24 protein-coding genes are annotated in these 21,159 nt (G+C 69.9%); 12 read left to right on the forward strand and 12 right to left on the reverse strand.

All coding sequences use genetic code 11. The features are described from left to right. Positions 1-7: 7 nt before the first annotated feature. The 5 genes from ACIP60_RS24820 to ACIP60_RS24840 form a co-directional block, all read right to left on the reverse strand. Positions 8-1,117, reverse strand: coding sequence for a hypothetical protein (locus ACIP60_RS24820; protein ID WP_400687872.1), 1,110 nt, complete (start codon positions 1,115-1,117; stop codon positions 8-10). Between the two features lie 287 nt (positions 1,118-1,404). Next, positions 1,405-2,469: a PhlD gene (locus ACIP60_RS24825; RefSeq protein ID WP_400687874.1), complete on the reverse strand. Its 1,065-nt coding sequence runs from the start codon at positions 2,467-2,469 to the stop codon at positions 1,405-1,407. Positions 2,470-2,605: 136 nt separating this feature from the next. Next, the gene (locus ACIP60_RS24830) at positions 2,606-3,112 is read right to left on the reverse strand and encodes a hypothetical protein (RefSeq protein ID WP_400687876.1); all 507 of its coding nucleotides are present in this window, start codon (positions 3,110-3,112) and stop codon (positions 2,606-2,608) included. Then, positions 3,105-3,638, reverse strand: a complete 534-nt coding sequence (locus ACIP60_RS24835; RefSeq protein WP_400687878.1) for a hypothetical protein — start codon at positions 3,636-3,638, stop codon at positions 3,105-3,107. Before ACIP60_RS24835 ends, ACIP60_RS24830 begins: the two co-directional genes overlap by 8 nt. Before the next feature lie 91 nt (positions 3,639-3,729). After that, positions 3,730-4,530, reverse strand: a complete 801-nt coding sequence (locus ACIP60_RS24840; protein WP_400687880.1) for a helix-turn-helix transcriptional regulator — start codon at positions 4,528-4,530, stop codon at positions 3,730-3,732. A gap of 734 nt (positions 4,531-5,264) precedes the next feature. Between ACIP60_RS24840 and ACIP60_RS24845 the strand changes: the two genes are divergently transcribed. From ACIP60_RS24845 to ACIP60_RS24855, 3 genes are all read left to right on the forward strand, one after another. Then, positions 5,265-5,942, forward strand: a complete 678-nt coding sequence (locus ACIP60_RS24845) for a hypothetical protein (protein WP_400687882.1) — start codon at positions 5,265-5,267, stop codon at positions 5,940-5,942. 159 nt (positions 5,943-6,101) lie between these two features. Beyond that, positions 6,102-6,572 carry a toxin gene (locus ACIP60_RS24850; protein ID WP_400687884.1) on the forward strand — a complete coding sequence of 157 codons (471 nt, stop codon included), beginning with the start codon at positions 6,102-6,104 and terminating at the stop codon, positions 6,570-6,572. A gap of 12 nt (positions 6,573-6,584) precedes the next feature. Then, positions 6,585-7,820, forward strand: a complete 1,236-nt coding sequence (locus ACIP60_RS24855) for an MAB_1171c family putative transporter (protein ID WP_400687886.1) — start codon at positions 6,585-6,587, stop codon at positions 7,818-7,820. A gap of 255 nt (positions 7,821-8,075) precedes the next feature. On the opposite strand, the gene ACIP60_RS24860 is transcribed toward ACIP60_RS24855, so the two are convergent. Beyond that, positions 8,076-8,924, reverse strand: coding sequence for a helix-turn-helix transcriptional regulator (locus ACIP60_RS24860; protein WP_400687888.1), 849 nt, complete (start codon positions 8,922-8,924; stop codon positions 8,076-8,078). Between the two features lie 571 nt (positions 8,925-9,495). Here ACIP60_RS24860 and ACIP60_RS24865 point away from each other — a divergent pair. From ACIP60_RS24865 to ACIP60_RS24885, 5 genes are all read left to right on the forward strand, one after another. Beyond that, positions 9,496-9,828, forward strand: coding sequence for a hypothetical protein (locus tag ACIP60_RS24865; RefSeq protein WP_400687890.1), 333 nt, complete (start codon positions 9,496-9,498; stop codon positions 9,826-9,828). Between the two features lie 91 nt (positions 9,829-9,919). Beyond that, a complete protein-coding gene (locus ACIP60_RS24870) occupies positions 9,920-11,182 on the forward strand; it encodes a transcriptional regulator (RefSeq protein WP_400687892.1) in 1,263 nt (420 codons plus the stop codon). After that, the gene (locus ACIP60_RS24875) at positions 11,179-11,946 is read left to right on the forward strand and encodes a DciA family protein (RefSeq protein WP_400687894.1); all 768 of its coding nucleotides are present in this window, start codon (positions 11,179-11,181) and stop codon (positions 11,944-11,946) included. The genes ACIP60_RS24870 and ACIP60_RS24875 overlap by 4 nt, the downstream gene beginning before the upstream one ends. A gap of 3 nt (positions 11,947-11,949) precedes the next feature. Next, positions 11,950-12,192: a WhiB family transcriptional regulator gene (locus tag ACIP60_RS24880; RefSeq protein ID WP_400687896.1), complete on the forward strand. Its 243-nt coding sequence runs from the start codon at positions 11,950-11,952 to the stop codon at positions 12,190-12,192. A gap of 212 nt (positions 12,193-12,404) precedes the next feature. Continuing rightward, positions 12,405-13,103 carry a hypothetical protein gene (locus ACIP60_RS24885; protein WP_400687898.1) on the forward strand — a complete coding sequence of 233 codons (699 nt, stop codon included), beginning with the start codon at positions 12,405-12,407 and terminating at the stop codon, positions 13,101-13,103. A gap of 62 nt (positions 13,104-13,165) precedes the next feature. Here the strand turns inward: ACIP60_RS24885 and ACIP60_RS24890 are convergent, their stop codons facing one another. The 6 genes from ACIP60_RS24890 to ACIP60_RS24915 form a co-directional block, all read right to left on the reverse strand. Then, positions 13,166-13,444 (reverse strand): hypothetical protein, encoded by a 279-nt coding sequence (locus tag ACIP60_RS24890; RefSeq protein ID WP_400687900.1) that lies wholly within the window; start codon positions 13,442-13,444, stop codon positions 13,166-13,168. Positions 13,445-13,524: 80 nt separating this feature from the next. Further along, complete coding sequence (locus tag ACIP60_RS24895) at positions 13,525-13,734, reverse strand: hypothetical protein (RefSeq protein WP_400687902.1); 210 nt, start codon at positions 13,732-13,734, stop codon at positions 13,525-13,527. A 48-nt stretch (positions 13,735-13,782) separates the two neighbouring features. Further along, a complete protein-coding gene (locus ACIP60_RS24900; protein WP_400687904.1) occupies positions 13,783-14,565 on the reverse strand; it encodes a hypothetical protein in 783 nt (260 codons plus the stop codon). 152 nt (positions 14,566-14,717) lie between these two features. Continuing rightward, complete coding sequence (locus ACIP60_RS24905; RefSeq protein ID WP_400687906.1) at positions 14,718-15,188, reverse strand: hypothetical protein; 471 nt, start codon at positions 15,186-15,188, stop codon at positions 14,718-14,720. Positions 15,189-15,211: 23 nt separating this feature from the next. Beyond that, complete coding sequence (locus tag ACIP60_RS24910; RefSeq protein ID WP_400687908.1) at positions 15,212-15,916, reverse strand: hypothetical protein; 705 nt, start codon at positions 15,914-15,916, stop codon at positions 15,212-15,214. 194 nt (positions 15,917-16,110) lie between these two features. After that, positions 16,111-17,475 carry a hypothetical protein gene (locus tag ACIP60_RS24915; protein WP_400687911.1) on the reverse strand — a complete coding sequence of 455 codons (1,365 nt, stop codon included), beginning with the start codon at positions 17,473-17,475 and terminating at the stop codon, positions 16,111-16,113. A 603-nt stretch (positions 17,476-18,078) separates the two neighbouring features. Here ACIP60_RS24915 and ACIP60_RS24920 point away from each other — a divergent pair. The 4 genes from ACIP60_RS24920 (at position 18,079) to ACIP60_RS24935 (ending at position 20,920) form a co-directional block, all read left to right on the forward strand. After that, entirely contained in the window at positions 18,079-18,456 is a 378-nt protein-coding gene (locus tag ACIP60_RS24920; protein ID WP_400687913.1) for a hypothetical protein, read from the forward strand. Between the two features lie 386 nt (positions 18,457-18,842). After that, the gene (locus ACIP60_RS24925) at positions 18,843-19,199 is read left to right on the forward strand and encodes a hypothetical protein (RefSeq protein WP_400687915.1); all 357 of its coding nucleotides are present in this window, start codon (positions 18,843-18,845) and stop codon (positions 19,197-19,199) included. A 329-nt stretch (positions 19,200-19,528) separates the two neighbouring features. Next, the gene (locus tag ACIP60_RS24930; protein WP_400687917.1) at positions 19,529-20,278 is read left to right on the forward strand and encodes a class E sortase; all 750 of its coding nucleotides are present in this window, start codon (positions 19,529-19,531) and stop codon (positions 20,276-20,278) included. 114 nt (positions 20,279-20,392) lie between these two features. Then, positions 20,393-20,920 (forward strand): hypothetical protein, encoded by a 528-nt coding sequence (locus tag ACIP60_RS24935; RefSeq protein WP_400687919.1) that lies wholly within the window; start codon positions 20,393-20,395, stop codon positions 20,918-20,920. The last annotated feature ends 239 nt before the right edge of the window (positions 20,921-21,159 follow it).

Below are 21,159 nucleotides of genomic sequence, written 5' to 3' on the forward strand. Positions count from 1 at the left end.
CGGCCCGTCACCGGCCACCGACCAACGGCAGCAGCTCCTCCAGCGCCGGCCACACTCCGGCCACCGCCAACTCCCCTACCGGCGTGACCAACTGGGCGACCGGCACCCCGTCCAGCAGCCCCGCCACCGACCCTGCCCCCGCGGCCTGCTCGGCCAGCCGCGGCCCGCCCATCAACCCCAGCGCGTCGCTCACGTACAGCACCTGCTGCGGCACCCGCGCCGCCTCCTCCAGTGCCTCTCGCACCCGCCGCACCGACGGCCGCACCGCCCGCACCGGCCCTCGCCCGGCACCGTCCACCAGAACGGCCGCGCCCAGCGGCACCGGCGCCGAGTACGCCACTCCCAGCGCCGCCCGGTGCTCGGGCGGTGTGAACAGCACCCGCTGCCGCGGTACCCCGCCCACCACCGAGCTCTCCTCGCGGCCCACCGCGACCGGCCCGCCGAGGACTTCGCGCGGCACCGCGACCCGGGTCGGCCAACCCACCACCAGACCGTCCGGGCCGACGAGCACCAGGTCGTCCGCCATGAACAGCGCACCCCGCTCCCGCGCCGCCCGGTGCGCCAGCGTCGACTTCCCGCCCCGCCGCCCCGCCAGGAACACCAGCGCCCGCCCGTCCAGTTCCACCGCCGAGGCGTGCAGTACCCGCCAGCCCGACGCCAGCAGCCGCGACGCGAAGAAGACCCGCGCCAGCCAGTCCGCCCATCGCAGCCCCACCCCGTCTCCCGGAGTAACCACCAGCCGCGTCCGGCCCGCGGCCGTGTCCACCTCCAGCAGCACCGGCGCCGCGCCCGGCCGGTAGCACGCCGCCAGCCGCAACACCCCTCCCTCCATGCCCAGCACCGCCAGCCGGCGCCCGCCGTACGGGAGCGCGAGCGTCAACCGTCCTTCGCGGAACACGTCTTCGTGGACGTCGGGCTGCGCGGTGTCCACGACCAGTGCCCAGTCCGGCTGGCCGGCTGCCGCCTCGTCGAAGCCGCAGGCCGGAGTGAGGACCTCCGACACCGCGGCCAGGTCTCTCCGGGCGGGCGCTACGACGCGCAGCCGCAGCCCTGCCAACAGCAGGTCGCCGTGAACGGCATCGGTCGGTCCGCTGGCCGTCGATGCGGACTCCTGCATCTGCTTGCGCTTCGCTCCTCTGCTGGATCTCGAACAGGCAAGCGCCGCAGGATGCCAGCCTGCGGCGCCTCAGGGCCCTACTGTCCGTCCGCCATGTCCCTACCCGGTAGGGCACCTGTTCAGCCCGCGCCGAAGTGCGCCGTCCCGCGGCGTGGCATCGGGCCCGGCAGTCGGCTCAGGGCGACGGGCGCCGTGGACCGCAGCCTGCAGGAACAGGTCGAAAGGTTCTGCAGCCTGATCTGGCACGGCGGGGATTCCGGCCCCGACCAGGAGGAAAGTGGCTCGGGTCAGGTCCGTTCGTTGTGCCAGGTGCAACGAAGCGCAGCGCCCGAGAAGCCGGGGCCGACGCCGACGAGGACGCCTTGGGCTCCGTGGGCGGGCGGGCTGTCGAAGGTCCGGCGGAGGACGTCGATCACGCTGCCTCCTCCGATGTTCCCGAGCGTGCGGAGGCTTTCCCACGACCGGTCGAGGTAGTGGGCCGGGACATCCAGGACGTCTGCGAAGCTGTTCAGGATGGCGGGTCCTCCGCTGTGTGCGACGGCGAACTCGAGGGGCCAGGGGGTCTTGTCCAGCCAGCGTTTGAGTCCTGCGCCGATCTCGGGGACTGCGCTGGTGGCTTCCTTCGTCGAGTAGAAGTGGGCTCGAGAGGGGCTGAGGTCCTTGCGGTAGCGCTGGGTGCTGTGGGGCAGGACGGCTTCCCATGTCTGGGGTTCGAGAGCCAGGCAGGAGGCTTGGAGGGGTGTACTGCTGACAACGAACGCGCTGGCTGAGTCCCCGAACAGGGTGTTGAAGATGTGGCCTTCGATGTTCTGGGTATGGGGATCGTAGATGGTGCTGAGAGCTTCGCCGAGAACGACGAGTACGTGCTGGCCGGGGTAGAGCCGGGCCTGCTCGAGCGCGCGGATCATGGCGTGGGCGCCACCGACACAGCCGAGCTGTGTCATCGGGATCCGGCGTACGTCCTCGGGGAGTTCAAGGGCGTTGACGAGGTGGACGTCGAGCCCGGGCAGTACGTCGCCAGTGGAGTGGCTCGTGATGACGGCGGAGATGTCAGCCGGCCGCAGCCCGGCGTGAGACAGGGCCTCACGTGCTGCCCGCTCGGCCAGGGCCTGTATGTGGGTCCACGCCACGGCGTTGCGTTCGTGATACTTCCGGTCGGGGTCGACCGTGCTCTCGAAGGGCTCGACGAACCAGCGGTTCTTGACCCCCGTGTTACCCATGACCCGCTCAATAAAAGCCCATTTAGGGTGATTCGGATTTCTGCGCCTGGTATCGGCGATGATGGCTTCGAGGGAGACCTGGTAGCGCGGGAGCGCGACCGCTGGCCGGGTCGCGAATGCTGCTGGGGGCATGTCAGCCGTTCCTCATGAGGCGATGTGGCGGATGTGAGCGAACAAGGTGAGTGGATCGTAGAGCAAGGGAGTCGATTACCAAGAGAAGGTAATGAAATTCTTGCCCTCGCTCTCGCCGTTCCCTCCCCGCCGATCCTCAGTAGGGATCGAACAGGAGCATGAACAGGCGCACGTCGGGATGGCCGACCGGTTGGGATGCGCAGATCGTGAGATCGCCCCACTGACCGGCCCCCGCGTGCCAGAACGGCCGCACCATCCCGTCGGGGTGTTCGTACGCGGCCGTCGCCTCGGCATAGGCCGCGCCCGCGGTCGGGTCGGCGGAAATCTGGCGGACCAAGGCGTTCAGAGCCGCGTTGTGGGGGTGCTGCCCGGCTGAGAACCGAAGGTGAGCCAGTGCCGGCCCCAGCCAGTACCTTCGCCACTCCTGCTCATCCCTGCCTAGGTGCAGCTTCCGGGCCTGAGGGTCGAGGGTCATCCACTCCATGATGTTCGTGGGTATCGTTCCGGCGCCGAACAAAGCCTGGAATCCCGGGTTGAAGGTGATGATCCTCCAGGAGAGGTCGCAGATGTAGGCCGCGGCGGTCGTTCGGCCAACCAGGACCCGAAGTGCGGGCGAGATCAACTGCCCGTCAGCATCAGACATCGAAGGGCCGCCGCTCGCCTGCTGGGGGACTCCCCGCGGGCCGGGGGACGATGACGAAGACAAGTCGCGCTCCGGGAGGGGTGTACAGCTCGGCAACCGATATCGCAGCCACCACGTACTGTTGGCGGGCCGCATGCCAGAGCGGCCGGCATGCGCCGTCGGGAAGGCCTGGATCAGCCGGGTCGACGCCCTGGTAGATCGGTCCGGCGAGAGGGTCCCGGGCGACGCGCTCACCGAGCTCGCCGAGCTGTGGGTCCTGGGGCCGCTGGGAGATCGCGAGGCGCAGTTGGGCCGCCATCGGAGGGGCCCACACCTGCGCCCAGTCACCCAGGTAGGTCTTGGCCACAGGATCGAGCAGAGCCCACTCCATGATGTTCCTCGGTCTGTGGCCCGCTTCGAAGATCTCATCGAACATGTCATTCGAATCTCGGAGGTCCCAGTTCGCATCGCTCACGTATGCGGGCACTCCCACGCGCTCGAGGAAGCCGGTCCAAGGCTGCGTCGACGGCGTCGAGATGGGGTTCATGGATCTCCGTATCGCGATGCGTCCGCAGCTCGGCGAAGGGCGCTGATGCATCGTAGTCGTCCCGGTAGGTGCGTTCGGCAGGTGTCCGGACTTACGCGCCAGCGCCTGTGTCGAACAGGAGGCACATCAGCAGTTGGCCTGGGCTGACCTGTGGCATCGCGGCGCACAGGGTGACCTGCGTCCAGCCGAGCACGGGATGCCGGAAGGGTCTGGTGTGACCATCCGGGGTGTCGAGCGAATCGGGGCAGGAGCGGTAGAGGGGGCCGGCCTCCTCGTCGAGGAGCACGTCGTGTTCGAGCTTCTGGAGGGTCTCGTTGTCCGGGTGCCGCGCGACGGCCGCGCGCAGCTGGGGAAGGGCTGCCGTCGCCCAGCTCGCCGCCCAGTCCCCGAGGTACAGTTCCCGGGCCCGCGGGTCGAGGATCATCCAGCGCATCATGTTGGACGGCTCGTCACCGGGCAGGAAGAGGGCCTGGAACCCCGGGTTGGTCGCCAGGATGTTCCAGCCCGGGCAGCTGATGTAGCCGGGGACCCCCATGGCGCCGAGGACCTTGATCCAGTGCGGCACGACGATGTACGCGGTCTGGGGGTGCAGCGGGTACGGCGGCTCGCCGCCGAAGGAGTAGCTCCAGCCGTTGCGCCAGTCCTCTTCGGTGAACTCGAACAGCCGGGCCAGTTCCTCGAACCGCGGTGCCGTGAGTTCGAGGTCCCCGCGCTCGACCTTTCCGTAGGTGCCCTCGCTCCAGCCGAGGACCGCGCACGCCTCTCCCTGGGTCAGCCCGGCGACAAGGGTCCGCCCCCGGCCGCCCCGGCGGCGCGCGATGCCGAACTTGGCAGGGTCGAGCTGCTGCCGCTTCAGCATCAAGAGCTTCTGCAGAGCTTCTTTGTTGGCCACGTCCGCCGTTGCTCCTTGTGGCCTCCGTCACGTCACGGAGAGCTGTTCGTCGTCGGTCGAATTAGAGGTGATGGAAACACCGGGAAAAAAGTTCCCCTAGTGCCGTTCTGGCCGGGTGGTCATAATCGAGCCTCAGCAAGCGGACCGTTCGCGTCGTGACGATCCCGTCGACAGGCCGGACCCGCGTTCGCAGGGGCCTGGGGGCTCCGCGGAGAGAGGGGGTGGAGGATGAGTTCGAGCCACATGGCGGCCTCACCGGCGCTGCGCGGACGTCCCACCGTGCCCACCTCCCTTCCGCGTACCGGTCCTCGTGTGCAGGTCCCCGCCCACCCGGCCTCCGCCGGCGCGGGGGCAGGCGCGGAACTGCGCCGTGAGCGGCGCTCACCATACATTGGCCTGGATGCCTGTCCGGGGCTTCGGGTTCCCGAGCAGGCCCCGCTGCGGTCCGGCCGCCTGCGATGCTTGCCGCCTACACCGGCAGCGGCCGGCAGGTACGCAGGTGGTGCACCAACGACCCACCATGCTGCACTGGCGCAGCCCGCTTCGCGAGCCCTCGGCCCGCTTGCAGATCCCAGTCGGCCGGGTGCCGAGGTCTCGGTCTCGGCTTCTTTTTTTGGCGCCCGCTCCGTTACTCTGTGTGTCCACAGGAGTCTTTCCCTGCAATCGCCCGAGTTGACGGATGCTCAGGATGCTGGCAGGCAGGCCGCCTGCATGCATGGCGGCAAGGAGGTCCGGTGAGTCGCGTCATAGTCGTAACGGACGGTGGCCACGGGTTCGCCGACGCCGCAGCGCAGGTATTCGCCCTCCAGGGCGACCGCGTGGCATTCGTCAGCAGGAGTGGCGGCCTCCCGCAAGACCTGTCCGGGCTCGGGATCCTCGCAGTTGCGAGCGGGCTCGAATCCGAAGCCGAAGTGGGCGCCGCCTTCAGCACAATCGAGGGTGCATCCGGAGTCCCGCAGGTGGTGATCGCCGACCAGTGCGTGACTGATATCACATCAGCGCGTGGAAGAGAAGCGTTGCTTCCAGGCGGCCGTGGGCTGGTCGGGTTCGCCACTCATGCGGTCCAACGCATGGCTCAATACGACTACGGGCGTCTGGTCATCGTGAACGGCGGTGCTCCGCACCGACGGACCGGGGACGGCGTAGCCGAACTGGTGGAGGAACTCGCTCTCGGGGGAGCGAAGTACCGGGTCACGGTCAACGCTGTGGACGCGGGCTCCGAGTTGGTGGCTCCGCGTCCGACTCCTTACTACGGCGGGGTCTACCCACCGAGGGATTCCACCCCCGGTGGACCTGCCGACTTTGCCGATCTGGCATTCGCGGCCCGGTTCCTCGCCGGCCGCGGCGCCGACTACATCACAGGTGCCGTGATCCCCGTCGATGGGGGTGCGCGCTTGTGCAGAAGCCGCTGAACGACGCGGATCGCCTTTGGGGGGCACATGGTTGGGACCGGGAGATGGCCGCTGCTCGGAGAGCTGCGCCAGGCAGCGCGTCAGCGCCGGGGCCGGAGCCTGCAAAGGGACCTGTCGCGAGCCCTGGCTGACCTCCCGCTTCCGGAGGGCGAGTTCACCGTGGAGGGGCTGATCGCCAACATCGAGCGGGTACGCGGGCGGCGAATCTTCCTCGTCCCGATCGACGCCTGGGAACCCGACGTCACAACGGCGTGCGGCCTGCGCGTCTGGACGCCGGATGCCTCGTTTCTGTTCTTCCGCCCCCGGCCGACCGAGTACCAGACCCGGCACATCATTCTCCACGAGATCGTCCACGAGTGGCTCGAGCACGGGGAGTCGCTGGACACCCAGGAGTCGCAGGAGGTGCTGTCCGCGCAACTGCAGGCCTTCCTCGAACAGCAGGGGGTGGGACCGCTCGTCCAGGCCCGGACCTCCAGCTACGCGAACCTGCAGGAGCAGCAGGCTGAAGTGGGCGCCTCGTGGGTCAAGTACATGGCGCAGACGAGGTACCAGGAGGGCGAGGACCCCTACGGCCGCCTCGTCATGTCGCTATCCCGACCGATGGCTCCTCCCTTGCGCTTCCGAGGCTGAGAACTGACCGTGATGTCCTTCCTGTCGTACGCAGTTGCACTCCTGATGACCGCGGTGGCGGTGTCGCGGGCTCCGGCGATGGTCCATGGCGATCCGCACCGTCGGGCGCTGTTCGGGTGCTACGCCGGTTTCGCGGGCGCCCTGTGGCTGAAGACCCCGGTGGCTCAGGCAACGCTGAACGATTCGCGCATCACCGACCTGTCCGTCCTCCTCAAGCACTACGCCGCGGCCTTGGCGGTGCTCGCGATCCTGAGCTACATCGCCACGATCTTCGGCGGGGACGGGAGTGAGGAGAAACCTGAGCATCCCTTCGACAGTTGGCTGCACCGGGGCGGCGCTGCCAAGACCGCTCTCGCGGCGATGGTGCTGATGACCGCGCTGTTCTTCACCGTGGTCGACCGCTCCCGTCCGTCCGTGGAGTTCGTACCGGAGCACGTCGGCCAGCTGGGGGCGACCGCCTACATGAGCGTGTTCTACCTGTACCTCGGCAGTGCGACTGCCCTGTGCGGGTACCGGTGGGGCGCCGCTCTTCGGTGCGCGAAGTCAACCCTCATGCGGCTGGCGCTCGGGCTGATGACGATCGCGATGGCGATGGGCGTCCTCTATGCCGTCATCCGGATCTCGTTCATGTGGCTTGCGGTCTGCTTGTCCCCGCCGAGCGGTTCCTTCAGCCACTCGCTCGCCATGTGGACGGACGTTCTGCAGATGGCCCTGTTCGTCCTCTTCGCCGCCGGGGCGTGCCTTCCCTCCTCGCAGGTCGGGTACGAGCGCTTGCGGACGGCCCGGTCCCTGTGGGGCCTTCACCCGTTGTGGCGGGACCTGCGGCGGGCGTTCCCGGAGATGGAGCAGCCGTTCTTCCCGACGGTGGGACGGCTGCGGGCGCTGGCGCGGGTGTCCGTCCCCCTCGACGTCCGGCTCGACCGCGTGGTCCAGGACATCGCCGACGCCTTGGAGCAACTGCGGCATTTCGCGCCGCCGGACCTGCTGACGGCCGCGGGGGAGGCCGCCGAGGGGCAGGAGGCGGAGCAGGCTGCGACCGAGGCCTACTGGGTCCGGGCCGCAATGGCCGCCAAGTCGTGCGGTCTTCACTGGGAGGTGGCCTCGGCCGCGCTTCCCAGCAAGCCGATCAACAACAGCGTGAGCGAGGCATCGTGGCTGGGCCTCGTAGAGCAGCACTACAGGAGCGTCACGGTCGAGCAGGCCCACCGTGTCGTGGCGCGAGCCGTCGAGCTGGAGGCGGTGCAGTAGACCGCAGCAGCGGCTCCCCTCGGGATCGCCGCGGGGCGTCCCCGCCGACGCCGATCACCCGAAGGAACGCTCCGCGCGGCTCGGCACGTGCGGGGGTCCTCTGTGCTCGTTCCCGGAGGCCTGCCCGGACGGCGGGGCCAGCCTCACGGAGATCCGCGGTGCGGGGTTCGGCCGGCCGCCGTGGGGCTGCATCGACAGCGCGCTGGGCGTCGTCCGCGGGGGCGACGGCTGGCGAGGGCGCTGCGACGAGCCGGTCTAGGCCTTCCGCCTGGGCTGGCTGGTGACCGCCCTGAAAGCGGCTTTCATCATGGCTCGGCCCAGTGCTCGGCCCTCACCGCCTCGGGCGGCCAGGCGCACATCGCCCTTCTGCAGGGCGCTGAGTGCGAGAAGGGTGTCCTGGAGCTGCCGTTCGAGCTCGTCGCGCTGCTTGAAGACCGCTGGCGAGACGTCCAGCACCTGGCCGAGGACGTCGAAGAGGACCCCTGCGTCCGCTACGAGCAGGTGGGGAGTGATTTCACCGCTGCGCAGGCCGGCTACTCGACCCGCTGTCAGCGACGGGGACTTGGCCCGGGCGTTGAGCTTGTCGGCGACGAGGGAGTCGAGTTCGGCACCCGGTCTGCCGTCGGTGGCGTAGAGCTCGTTGAGGATGGAGCAGAAGCTCTGCTGCTCGGGCTCGGCCTGTCCGGCCTCTCCGAAGGAGCGGTCCTGAGCTGCGGCCAGTTCATCGGCGGTGACCTTGTACAGCTCTGCGAGCAGCGCGGCATCCCCGGCGGCGAGCCGACGCGTTCCCTGCTCGGCGCGGGCCACGGCGATGTGGGTGTTCATCCCGATCGCCTCGGCTGCGGTCTTCTGCGTGTGCCCGGCGTCGTTGCGCAGGTCGGCCAGGTCCGGCTCGCCGCTGCGAGGGAACGCCACGTCGAGGGGCTTGCCAAGGATCTTGGCGAGTGCCGGGAGCCGGTGGAGTTCAGGGAAGGCGCGTCCCTTCAGCCAGTTGCCCACCGTGGCTCTGGAGACGCCCACCTGGTCGGCGACGTTCTGCGGCGTCAAAGCCCGCTCCGAGCACACCGCTTGGAAGGCGGAGCCGTCGAATTGGCGTGCGGGCATGCAGAAACTCCCAGTCAGTTCACTGCAAATTTGGGAATCGGCTTGATCACCAAACTTACATCACGTAGCGTGCCTGTCGAGGATCTTGGCGTGACAGCCCCTAGGGGATCGCCATGCCTCTTTCCTACCCATGAACGCACCCGCGGGTGCGGATGACGCGGGACCGGGCCGCTTGACGGCCTAGGAACCTGACGGCCCGGTTCTGCGTCACCAACTGATGGAGCCGAGGATGAGTTTGCCACCCGCCACCGTCCCCCCGCAGCACCATGGAGTGGATCGACACCGGATCGTGCCATCTCGTCCGGCTTCATGGGAAATCACCCCGCTGCCGAGCGGAACCACCCTCCCCATCGCTCCTCCGTTGCCCGAGTCGCCCTGCTGCGGACTCGCCACCGCCTACGAGGCTTGGACAGCCCAGGCGGCCTGATCCGCATGCGGAGTGCGGCCGCCGTGCTGCCAGGGTCACGACCCTAGTACCCGCATCGCGCGTCCGGCACCCCTTCTGCTCGCGACTCCACAGACAAACTGACGCCGGCCCAGCGGGCGGGCGGGAGCACAGAGGAGCACCAGCGTGTCGGCCAACTCCACGTGGCCTCAGTTCAACTCCGACCGCGCCCACCGCGAACTCCGCGCCATCGAACTCCTGACCCAGGGCGTGTCCGAAACCCGGGTTCGCCAGCAGACCAAGCTCTCCGAACAGGACGTAAGGGAGCTCGCGACCATGTGCGCCGAAGAGGCCGCCAACCCGCAGAGCCCGCAGATCGTCTGCCGCGCCCCGCGGTTCCAGCCCCGGGCCACGGGAGCACGGCGCCGGCCGGCACGCGCGAGCGGCCATCAGCGCATCCCTCTGACCGAGCAGGAAGTCCACCGCCGACAGCCCCCCGAAGAGCTCTCCCTCTTCTGACGCTCCCCCACCTCCCCACCGGCCGTCGGCCATAGCGCTCGGACCCCCGGGTCCGAGCGCGGGTCCAACGCGCCCTTCGACAGGACGATCCGTGCCTCCCAATGCCGTTCCGCCGCCGCCGGTCACGGGCGAGCACCAGTGGCTCGAAGCGACCACAGGCCGCATCGCGCCGTCGGCCTACGCCTGGCTTCAAGCAGTCCACTGGATCGGGGACCTGAGCGGGTACGCGCCCTCACGGGGCCACGGCCCGCAGTTCGGGCCCACCACGCTGAGGATCGCCCGGCTCCTGGCCCACCTGACACCGTGCCGGCCCGGGGTGGCATTCCTCGCCCGGACGCTGGCCGTCTCCGAGCGCACGGTGCAGTACCACCTCGACATGCTGCGCGAGAGCGGGTTGATCGCGTACATCACCAAGGGCACACGCCGCCGCGGGGAAACCGCGATCGCCTCCGTGTTCGCCCGCCTCATCCCCGCCTCGTTCGACGCGGCCCTCGACCTGCGAACCACCCCGTCGACCACCCACATCCGTACCGTCACCGGCGCGGCCCCCGCCTCGCGCACCGTGCTTGCCCGCCTGGGCGCCAAAGCAGCCCGCACCCTCGCCGGACGGGCGCGCCGGCGCGGCCGCAAGGCGCCGCCCAAGCGCCGCCTGCGTTGCACCCCAATGGAGTCTGGTACCTGTTCTGTTCCCCGTGACGGATCCATAGGCCTTCCCTCCGAGAGCACGGCCGCACCGCACGGGCCCAGGGCCCTCAACGCGGTGGGGCGACGGCACCGTCTCGCCCAGAAACTTGTCCGGCAGGTGCCGTGGCTGCATCTGAGCGACCCTGCCCGGGTGGCGTGGGCGGTCCGGGACGTCTCCGACTCCGGATGGCGCTCGGAAGAGGTCCTCGCCGTCCTGGCCCAGCAGGCCGTCCCCGCCCTGGTGCACCGCCCCGTGGGCTTCCTCACCGGCCGGCTCGCCGGCGCGCACCTGCTCTACGACACCGCGGCCAAGCGGGACCGCGTCGTTGCCTGGTGGCGTGACTCCCCCACCGCCGAACACGAACGCCATGCCGCGTGGCAGGCAGAGCTGCCCGTCCCCCGCAGCATCGCCGTCCGCCGCATGGTGGCCCTGTCCCTCAGCACGCCGCAGACGACCGAAGCCGAAGCCGTCCCCTCACGCGAACAGCAGGCCCACGTCCGCCAGATGGCCTGGAGCCAGTACCTGGCAGGCCGACCCGACCTGGTGCTCTCGGCCGTGCGGATAGCCGGGCCGAGAACGGCAGCCGACCTCTACGGAGAGGATCTCGTCACCCGCGTCATGCGGCTGTCCACAACCGGCCGGTACCTGCGCACTGGGCCCGTTCGATGAGCAGCCACTCAGACGAGTCCTCGCGGGCGGACCTGGCCCGCCTCGCGCTGCGCCAGGCACGCGCCGCAGCCGCTTCGCGCCGCAGCGAGACGAGCGTCCAGCAGCCGCGCAAGCACGCCGTCAAGCGGGTCCGGGCCGACGGGCGCGAACCAACTGGTCTCCTCGGCGTCCTGACCCAGCTCGTCTCCGGAGAGGGCTGGCAGGAACCGCTGTCTGCCGGGGACGTCGGCGCACAGTGGCGCCAAGCGGTCGGCGAACTGTCCGACCACGTCGCGTTCCTGCGCTACGACCGCACGAAGGGCGAACTGCACTTGCGCGCCCTCTCGCCCGCCTACGCCACCCACGTGAAGCTCCTCGCCCCGCAGTTGCTCGCCACGCTCCGCTCCAGGCCCGGACTCCTCGGCATCACCGCCCTGCGGGTCCAGGGCGGTACCGCATCCCCCCTTTCCCCGTCCGGGGTGCCGCCGGCCCCGCGGCCCGAAGTGCCCGGCCCGCGACGGCCCCACCCGGCTGGCTACCTGGACGCCGTGGCCGCGGCACGCGCCGCACGCAGCTGCGCGCCGACCAACCATCTGATCGCAACAGCAGTCGAACGCCAGAACCGGGTGCACCGCAAGCCGTCCATGCGCGAACCGGAAGAGGACTTCGCCCGCTTTCTCGGCGCTGGCCGCACCGGCAACACCCGCGCTGGAGGTTCTGCCCGGCGCGCCTCCGGCCCCCGCCTCCTCGGCGACCCGAAACGCCCGACCACCACCGAAGGATGAGCTGTGAACTTTCTCGACCACCACGACCAGCAGGTGACTGCCGACATGCTGCCCTGCGCCGAAACCGACCCGGAGATGTTCCACAGCACCGACGCCAAGGACGAGGCCTTCGCCAAGGGAGTCTGTTCGACGTGCTTCCTGCAGGTGAGCTGCCGGCAGAGGGCCCGGGAGGAACGTCGGTGGGGCACCTGGGGAGGCGAGACGGAGGCCGAACGAGCCGAAGCCGGCTACGCCCCGAAGTACTGACCGGCAACAGCCGCCAGCTGCGGCCCGGCAGCCTCCCCCGCGGGCAAGTCGCGCTGGGGCAGGGCGGCAGCACGCCCGACGCTGCCGGACCTCCTGTCACCCGCGGCCCAGGGACCGCGCCGAACCGGCACCAGGCGCTCCGGCGTCCTTCCCATGGCTCCGGCAGGCTTGCCGCTGAGCCGACCCGACCCTCACCCCCAGGACAGCAGCGCATGAGCGACCACTCCCCGACGCACACGAACTCGCCGCTCCACGCCGCCCTTGGAGCGGCGGACCCCGTCACAGGTCGCGTGCGGGCCTCCCCTGCCGCCGTGGCTGCGCTGCTGAAGGCGGGCCTCGCCGCCAGGTACGGCAGACTCGGAGACGCCTACCTGACCCCGGCAGGCCTGGCAGCCCGCGCGGAGGCAGTCGCAGCAGCGTCCGACGTCACCCAGGACCGGCCCGCCACAGCACCACCCGCGCCCCTGCTCCGCGGGCCCGGCGCATGCTTCGGCAACCGGCCGGTGACTGCGGATCCCCTCCTGAGGAAAGAGGAACTGGCCCGTACCTGGGCTGCCGTTCTTGAGGTCCGACGCGTCCACGGCGCACCGGACCGTCCCGCTCCATGGGAACTGAACCAGCCTGCAGCGGCGATCGCCTTCGCACTCGAGGCAGAGGGGATCATCCCGAGTGCCGTCGACGAGACCGGTGCCTGCGTCCGGGAGGGATACCTCGTCATCGAACTTCCGGCCGGCTCTGTCCGTGTCCACTGGACGGGCCCACAGGGCCTCGGAGTTCGCTACCGGGCACAGGAGGCACTTGAGAAGTGCCGGGCAGTTCTCGGCCCGCTCGGATGGGGCTCGCTGCTCTACAACGGTGGACGCGGGGGCTTCTACCTGGAGGTCGACGTTCCGAGACCGGACTCACCGTGAGCCGCTACCGCATTCGGCTCCCCCGGCTGGATGGCTCGCCGGCGAGATGTCGGCCGCCGGGTTCAACAAGAGGGTCGCGTGAGTTTCATCAGCAGGATCCACACCCCGCACACCCCCGCCGTGACCGCCTGCCAGTGGGCAGGCTCGACGGCGACCTCGCCGATGACCGTGAGAGTCGGGTAGAGGACCTGGCCGAACGACGACCCGTGGGCCAGGCGCCGAGCCAGAATGAGCACCCCCAGCATCGCCCACGCGGTGATCGGGATGAGTGCGGCGGGAACGGAGCCGTCCGACACGAGGGCGAGCAGCTGACGTGCGGCGGTGAGGAGCAGTTCGGACATGGTCTTCTCCAGAGGGCAGGGGGTGGGGGGCGGGCAGGGCGGGGTCCCGGCCGCTTGTGCGCCAACTCCCTCGGCCGGGATCAGAACAGGTTCACGAGCCAATGGAGCGCGAGGTAGCCGGCGCAGATGACGAAGAGCCAGACCAGGTGGGCCGGGCTCTTCTGCGACTTCCTGGCCGGGCTGCCCGCGGCCTGCCGGCACCCGCACTCGGTGTGGGCCCGGCAGCAGGAACAGCAGTGGGAGGCGCAGCCCCGGTGCGTGGTTCCGGCCGGGTGCGGTCGGTCGTGCATCGTCACAGCCTCCGTACGTGCTGACAGGATCAGCCGACCGTAGCTCAACTACGTTTCAGAGACGCCGGATTCCGCCGTCCGGTTGCCCGGGTTCGCGGGCTCGTCGTGGACTGCGGGGACGGGCTGGGCGGCTTGGAGCGGCCGGCGCAGGCTTTCCGCCAGGTCCAAGTGGTGTACCCCTGCCCGTGTCGTCTTCTTCCCGTCGATGACGGCACCGAGCCCCTCGCGGACCGGTACACCCAGGGCGCGCAGGCGCTCGAGCAGGTGCTCCTTGGTGACGCTATGGCCTTGCTTCTCGAGCACGCTGACCATCTCGATGATCTGGAGACCGGTGCGTCCTCGCCGGAACGCGGCGACGATGGCCGCCTCGGTCCAGCGCAGCAGTGCCGCGTCGTCATCCACCGGGGAGGGTCCCCGCGGCGCCTTCGGCACAGGGGGCTTTCCCTGCTCCGCAGGGCGGGCTGCGGGCCGCAGGGGGCTGTTCGCGGTCGCAGCGACCGCCCACGCGAGCACGCACGTCGCCACGACGATCATCGCGATTCCGGATCGGGCGATGGCGCTCGCCAGGTGCACCATCGCGACGACGAGCGGGTAGCCGAGGAGCAGCACGCTGAATCCCGCCAGGCCGATGACGTCCCCGGCCCGTCGCTTGCGTCGGCCGGCAGGCCGGGCAGTTCCGTCCTTCACGTCCTTGGCGGGTTCCCCACCGTCCTCCGCCCCATTGACCGCGGTGCCGGCGTTCTTCACCGCTTCGCGCTTGGACAGCCGGGTCCGGATCCGGCGGACGAGAACCGGCGTGCCGGTGGCGGTCATGCGCAGCAGCAGTCCCACCCTCAGGTAGGGCCGCAGGGAATGTGGCTCGGGGCGCCTGATGGACGGCTTTCGGAACCACGCATGAGCGAGGTTCCGCAGGCTGCGGCACAGGCCGGTTGCGAGAGAGGCTGTGCGCTTGCCGGCACGGCGTATCCAGGCGGTGGCAGCCACTAGCCGACCCCCAGCATGTGCTGCAGGGCAGCGGCCAGGAGTCGGCCGGGAACGTCGATGGGACTGCCGGCGAGCGCGCACTGGGTGACCAGCGCCATGCCGAGGAAGACCTCCAGCCACGGGGGCAGCTTGTCGAACCCGTAGATCACGATGGCGATGCAGAGGGCGAGGGCACCCGGGAGGATCGTGCCGAGGCCCATGTCCTGGCTCGTGAACGTGTCGTTGAACGACCGGGTGAGTTCGGCCGGCGTCTGCCAGACCGTTCCGGCGGTGGTGAACAGCTGACCCGCGACGTAGCCGAGGACCGGCCGGGCGCCGGGGCGGATCTTGATGCGGCTGCCGCCCCAGAGTCCGGCGATGAGGTACACCGTGATGACGAGTGCGAAGCCGCCCGAGCCTATGGAGGCGCCCAGTTGCTTGCCGATTCCGGTGCTGCCTTCGGCGAGTGGGGTGAGGGCGAGGTGGGTCATGGCGAAGGGTCCTTGTTCCTTGGTCAGGCGTGGTCGAGGGGGGTCAGGAAGAGCACGACGACAGCAGTGGAGAGGGGGACCCGGATCAGGACCAGGTACAGCCAGCTGCCCGGCGTGTGGAAGTCCGAGGCGGGGCGGCCGAAGCGCAGGCCGTAGTCGAGGACGGACCCGGCGGCTGCGTAGGCCCAGGCGAGGAGCGCCCCGCCCGTCGGGTTGGTGTGGGCGACGGCGGTCATGCTGGCGGACAGGACCCGCCCCAGTTGTAGGGAGTAGCCGATGGAACTCCCGAGCAGGAAGGCGGCGAGCTTGCGGTACCTCGCCTTCCGCTCCTCGCTGATGCCCTCCGCCAGATCGTCGACTGCCGCGTCGTAGCGCGCCCGTGAGTCGGAGACGACGACGTGGATCGTCGTGTCCTGCTCGGTGTGGGCTTCGACGGTCTCCGGAGCGGGTGGCGGCGGATCGGGCCGCAGCCGCTTGAAGAGGGCGTGGCGCTTCGCGAGCGCGAACACTAGCGGTTCGACCGGGTCCTCCTCGTCCCGGCCGGCCTCCTTTGCTTCCTCCTCGGGGGCGGCCGGGGCTGTTTCCCTGCCGACCGGATTCTCCTGAGCGTTGTCGGCCTGCTGGCCGGAGTCACCAGTTGCCGCGGCGGGGGCAGGCGGCTCGGAAGGTGCCTCGCTCGCGGGAGACGGTGTGCCCTGGGGGACGGGGCCGCGGGTGCGGTCCCACATGTACGGCCTGCGGATCTTGGAGACTCGGGGTTTGGGCGTCCGGTCTTGTTGGGGCGTCTCAGCAGCGGTGTCAGCCGCAGGAGTCGCCGCCGGCTCCGTGCCGGTTGCGGATTCGTCCTCGGCCATGGTTCAACTCCTGTCCCTGATCGAGATGTCGTGTCGAAGTGCTCGGCGCTCTCGGTGGTCAGAGCCGCCTACTTGGTGGCGGCCCTGATCTGGTTGCGGACCCACTCCGGGTCCTCCTCGAACTCGCTGGCGATCGTCGAAGGGCTGGGCTTGCGCCTGGCGTCCAGGTCGGCCTGGATCCGGGCGCGGACCGCTGCGATGTGCTCCGGAGCCCGGAAGTGCCGTCCTCTCCCGGCAGGCCGGCCCCGGGGAGCCTGCGGGGCCGGCTGCTGCTGGCCGCGGGCGCCGGCCGTCGTGTGAAGCTTGGCCTTCGCCGGCACCGCAGGGGTCTGGGCGGCGCTGGGTTGGGGCGCGGGTGGGCGGCGCGGAGCGGACTGTTCAGGCATCGGGGGCTCGACAGGGAACTGGCGGGGCGTGGCTGCGGCGGTGCGGCCGGCGGGGAGTTGCTCCTTCGCTGTCTGCGGCAGCGGCCTCAGCAGGACGTGGACCCGCATCAGGACGATCGGCAGGATGCTGGGGACCGCCGCGATCAGCCACGCCTGCGTGTGGTGTTCGACGATGCCGTCCACCACGACCCGGTCGGTGGCGATCACGTTGGCACCGGCCAGATGGGAGACAGCCATCAGCGCGACCATGAGCATCACTGCGGCTCGGTCGTCGCGGTGCTTGCGGAAGGCCGCCACCACGTAGCTGTCGATGGCCACCGGGAAAGCCCATGCGAGCCACCACGGCCAGCCGACGAGCTTGGCGAGTTCGAACTCGCCGGTGGACGTGAGGATGATGATGGTCGCGAGAGCGAGACGCGGCAGGGCGCGGTCCGTACGCGCCTCACGCGCCGCGCTCCGCGCCTCGGCCTTCTCCGCCTCTGCGATTCGCCGCTCGGCCGTCCTGCGCGACTCGTCGGCGGCGTTGATGCGCTCATCTGCTCGAGCCCGCTCTGCAGCTGCGGTGTTCCTCTTGGCCTCGGCATCTTGCGCGATCTTCTCGGCCTGGACTTGGGCCGCCGCGGCCAGGGCCGCCGCATCGGCCTCGGCGGCCCTGGCCGCGGCGGCTGTGACCCGCTCCGCGTCCGCGTGCGCCGCCGCCCTGATGGCGGCGGCGCTCTCCTCCGCGCTTCGGAGGAACGTTTCTGCTGCCGCAGCCTCTTCTCTGGCACCAGCGAGCAGTTCGGATGCCCGGTCGGCGAACGCCTGGAGTTGCTCGGCGATGTGGGCTCCGAGCGTCTCGACCTGTCCGTGCAGGGCTTCCCGGTGTTCGACCAGGAGGCCCTCGGCAGCCATAGCCCAGTCACCGGCTGCCGCCCCTTGGGCCGCGTCTGCCTGCACTCCCCCCGCCCCAAGGCGCATCGGCCCGGTCTCGGCGTGAGGCTGCACAGGCAGAAGGAGGGCCCTGGTGGCGTCAGGGACCTGCATGCGGGCATCCGTGGTGGTCATGAGGTGGCTCCGAGGTGACGCCCTTGGCTCCCGCCCTGGCGTGCTGTCAGGCAGGCACCGCGGAGGCAGTCGGGGAAGGGATGGCTAGTGCGGGCGCGGGGTTCTAGCGGCGACCGGTCCCCGCCAGAAGGCCGAGGTCCGCGTACCGCTGGGCGGTGGCGCGGGCGGTACCGAGGACGTCGCGCATCGTTGCGCGAGTGAGATGCGCAGGCACCGCGACCGCACGAGCGGGCAGGCCAGTGCTGCTGCTTGCCGCGGCAACCGGTTCGAACATGGCGACCTCTCAGGTGGATGGGGCCGGGCGCCCGTTGCGGTCCGGCATGCCGGCTTGGAGCGATCGGCCGTTGGGCAGCCCGTGGGTAGTTGGCGGCGGGGCCGGCACGGCGGGAGCACCGAGACTGCGGTGCGGATTCATCAACAAGGCGCTGCTGATGCGAAGTTGCCGCGCCAGGACACCTCACTCGGCGCAGAGAGACTACATGGAATTTTCGGAACTTTCAACAGTTTCGACAATTTCAGCAGTTTCGGCAGTTTCCATACTCTCGTCACTTTCTGTGTTCACGCGATTTTCGCTGCTTTCGGCAGCTCCGTACGATGCACGGCATGGAGATGCACCCCGCCAACGCGGTCCGGAACGCCTGGGCAGCAACAATCGAGTACGTGTTCTTCGGTGGCCGGGCTGTCGGAGTGACCCGCCGCAGCGCCACGCCCCATGTCGTACTCGTTCCGCCGAACTGGTACGAGCAGGCGTGTGCGGCAGTGAACGACTGGCCGTTGGTCACCTGGCCGGTCTCCGAATCGCTCACCTCGAACGATGCGAAGAACTCCATCTCTGCGGTCATCAGCATGGCCAGAGGCGGCTCTCGTGCGACCGGCATCACCTACCACGGCACCCTGCGCGCGGTCGCAGTGCCGCTCGGGTGGTACCGACAGGCGGCCGACGCAATCGGCGCCCCCGGCGGGGCCGAGCCCGCCCAGTAGGATCCGTCCCGGAGCCGATCGTGCGCCGCGGAGCCCGGTACGACACGCGAGGCCCAACCGGCCCTCCACCTCGCGGCAGCGGTATGCACCAGCAACCGCCGACGCAGCCCGAGGCGATCCTGGCCCCAGCTCGACCGAAGACGGCAGTCACTGTCCACAGGCCGCCGGCTGCATGATTCTTCTCGTCCCAGTACCGACGAGAGCGGGCTGCAGCGCATGTTCCCCACCAACCCCCTGCGGCGGCGCCGGCCGCGCGCCGCCGCCTTCCGGCCACGGCCCCGTGTCCTGCCCGTCACGTCTCGGCAGGCTCACGCCTGCTCGCTCCCCGCGCACGGTGCTCGCCGCCGGAGGGACCGAACCGCACTTCGACTGGAGGCTCCCGTTCCGTGAACCCGCTGATCTTCGCCACCGCGGCCGAACCCGCTGTCCTGCCCGCCCAGTTGCGCGCCGGAGACCTCTTCACCTTCCCCGGGGAGAAGAACCCGAGACTGTGCAGGGTCGAACAGATCACCTCCCTCGGCGACGGGACGCTGTTCCGGCTGTTCGTGGCCGGCGTGGGCGAGCCCCACTACCTCGCTTCGGCGCGCCTTCTCACGGCCATGCAGATGCGGCGTCTTCTCCACCTGACCTGCCTGGTGTGCGAAGCAGAAGTCTCCTTCGAGTCGGACATCTCGCAAATCGTCGTCGAGAAGGTGCTGTGCGGCATCTGCGTCTCGGTGATCGTGGAAGTCGCAGCGGCATGAATCTCCGGCGGCGCGCCGCCCAGCACGCGCGAGCACACCGGTCTGAGCACCTCGCATACCTCCACCAGGCAGAACTCCGCCGCTGAGCGCCGCAGTCGGCACCTGCCCATCCACCGACTCCTTCGCCCACGGCCGTCCTCGCCAACGGAGTGCCGCTCGCAACCCACCAGGGCGGCACCGGCCACGACCGCCCCGGCCCCGGGCTGCTTCGAACCCAGCCCCCGGCACGCACACGGCAGGCCGCCCGCAGGGTCCCCCTCATGCGGTCGACCGTTCAAGCGCCCTGCCGCGGACCGCCCTCTACACACTGGACCTGTGACATGCCTTCCTTGAGCCGCCCTGCTGACGCCCCGACCCGCCCCTCTTCCACCACGGCCTCCGACGACAGCCCCCGTTCGGGGCTCGCGGCCACAAGCCGCCACCGGTGGCTGCGAGCCCTCGGCGGAACATCCGTCCTGCTGGGCCTCGTGATCGTGGCCTACCTCGTTCACCTGCTGTGGTGGACCAACGTCGAGGCCGAAGCCTCCGCCGAGCACACCCTGGTCGAACTCCAGCAGCAGTGGCGCGACCCGTCCCCCGGTACCAGCCTCAGGTCCTCGTTCTCCCCCGGCGAGGGCTTCGCGATCCTTCACGTGCCCAGCATCGGCATCACCTACCCGATTGCCGAGGGCACCGGGAAGAAGGACGTCCTGGACCGCGGACTCGTCGGCCACTACGGCGGCACGGCCCTGCCTGCCGACCCGGCCGGCAACTTCGCCGTGGCAGCGCACCGCACCACCCACGGCGAGCCGTTCCGTCAACTGGGGAAGCTCAAGGCCGGCGACCTGGTCGTCGTCGAGACAGCGGAGACCTACTTCACCTACCAGGTCGCCGGGTCCATTCCGGAAACCGACCCCGACGACGTCTCCGTTCTCGAACCGGTGCCGCATGGCTCACCGTTCACCACCTCCGGCCGGTACCTCACGATGACTACGTGCACCCCAGAATTCAGCGCCCGCGGGCGCCTCGTCGTCTTCGGGGCCCTGGTCGCCCAACAGCCGCGCGCCCAGGGCGAGCCCCCTGCACTCGCCGGCCGGTAGACCCCCTCCCGACAGGCCCCGCCCGGAAACGGCAAAGCCGGCCCCCACCCGTCTGCCGCCAACGGCGCGCCGGCCCTCGTCGGTACACTCATACGAACTTCGTGAAGGGCTGACATGGAACCCACCGCAACCGACGGTATGAGCCTCCCCGAGATCACCAAGTATCTCGGCGTCTCCCCGGCCACGGCCGCTCGTTGGGACAAGGCCGGTATCCTGCAGCAGTACGGAGCCCCGCTCCACCGGACCCGGCCGAAGATCTACCCCAAGCCCGGGATCATTGCTTTCGGGAAAGCCGTCGGCTGCCTGGACCACAGCGGCCAGCCCACCGACGCCGCCATGGACCGGACCGGCACGCCGGTCGAGCACCGCCTGAAGCGGTGGCTCCCCCTGAACCCCACGATCGACCCGACCGGCGACTACCGCTTCTACCTCCCGCACGTGGCCATCGCCTTCGCCGTCAAGTACGAAACGGTCAATACCTGGCACTCCGGCAAAGATCGCGCGCAAGACATCCCGGTGCTCTACGCCTACAGGACAGGTTCGGGCCTCGACGAGCTCGGTCGGGCCTTCTACCTCTGCGGTTCGCTCGCCCAGTTCGCCAAGGAAACCAAGAGGGCGTTCAACCCGGAGAAACTCGTCTGACCGGAAACATCCCAAGACCGGATCCGATAACTTCACACCGCATCTGAACTGCGAAAACGAGCCAAGTGTGGTACACTTATATAAGAATTCGGGTGGTGGGCTCCCATCCTCGGGAAACGGTTGGTGGGGGCCCCCCCCCGGGGGGCGGCCCCCCCCCCCCCCCCCCACCCCCACCCCACCCCCCCCCCCCCCCCCCCCCCCCCCCCCCCCCCCCCCCCCCCCCACCCCCCCCCCCCCGT

The sequence above is a fragment of the Kitasatospora sp. NPDC088783 genome (assembly GCF_044750705.1).
GTDB lineage: Bacteria > Actinomycetota > Actinomycetes > Streptomycetales > Streptomycetaceae > Kitasatospora > Kitasatospora fiedleri.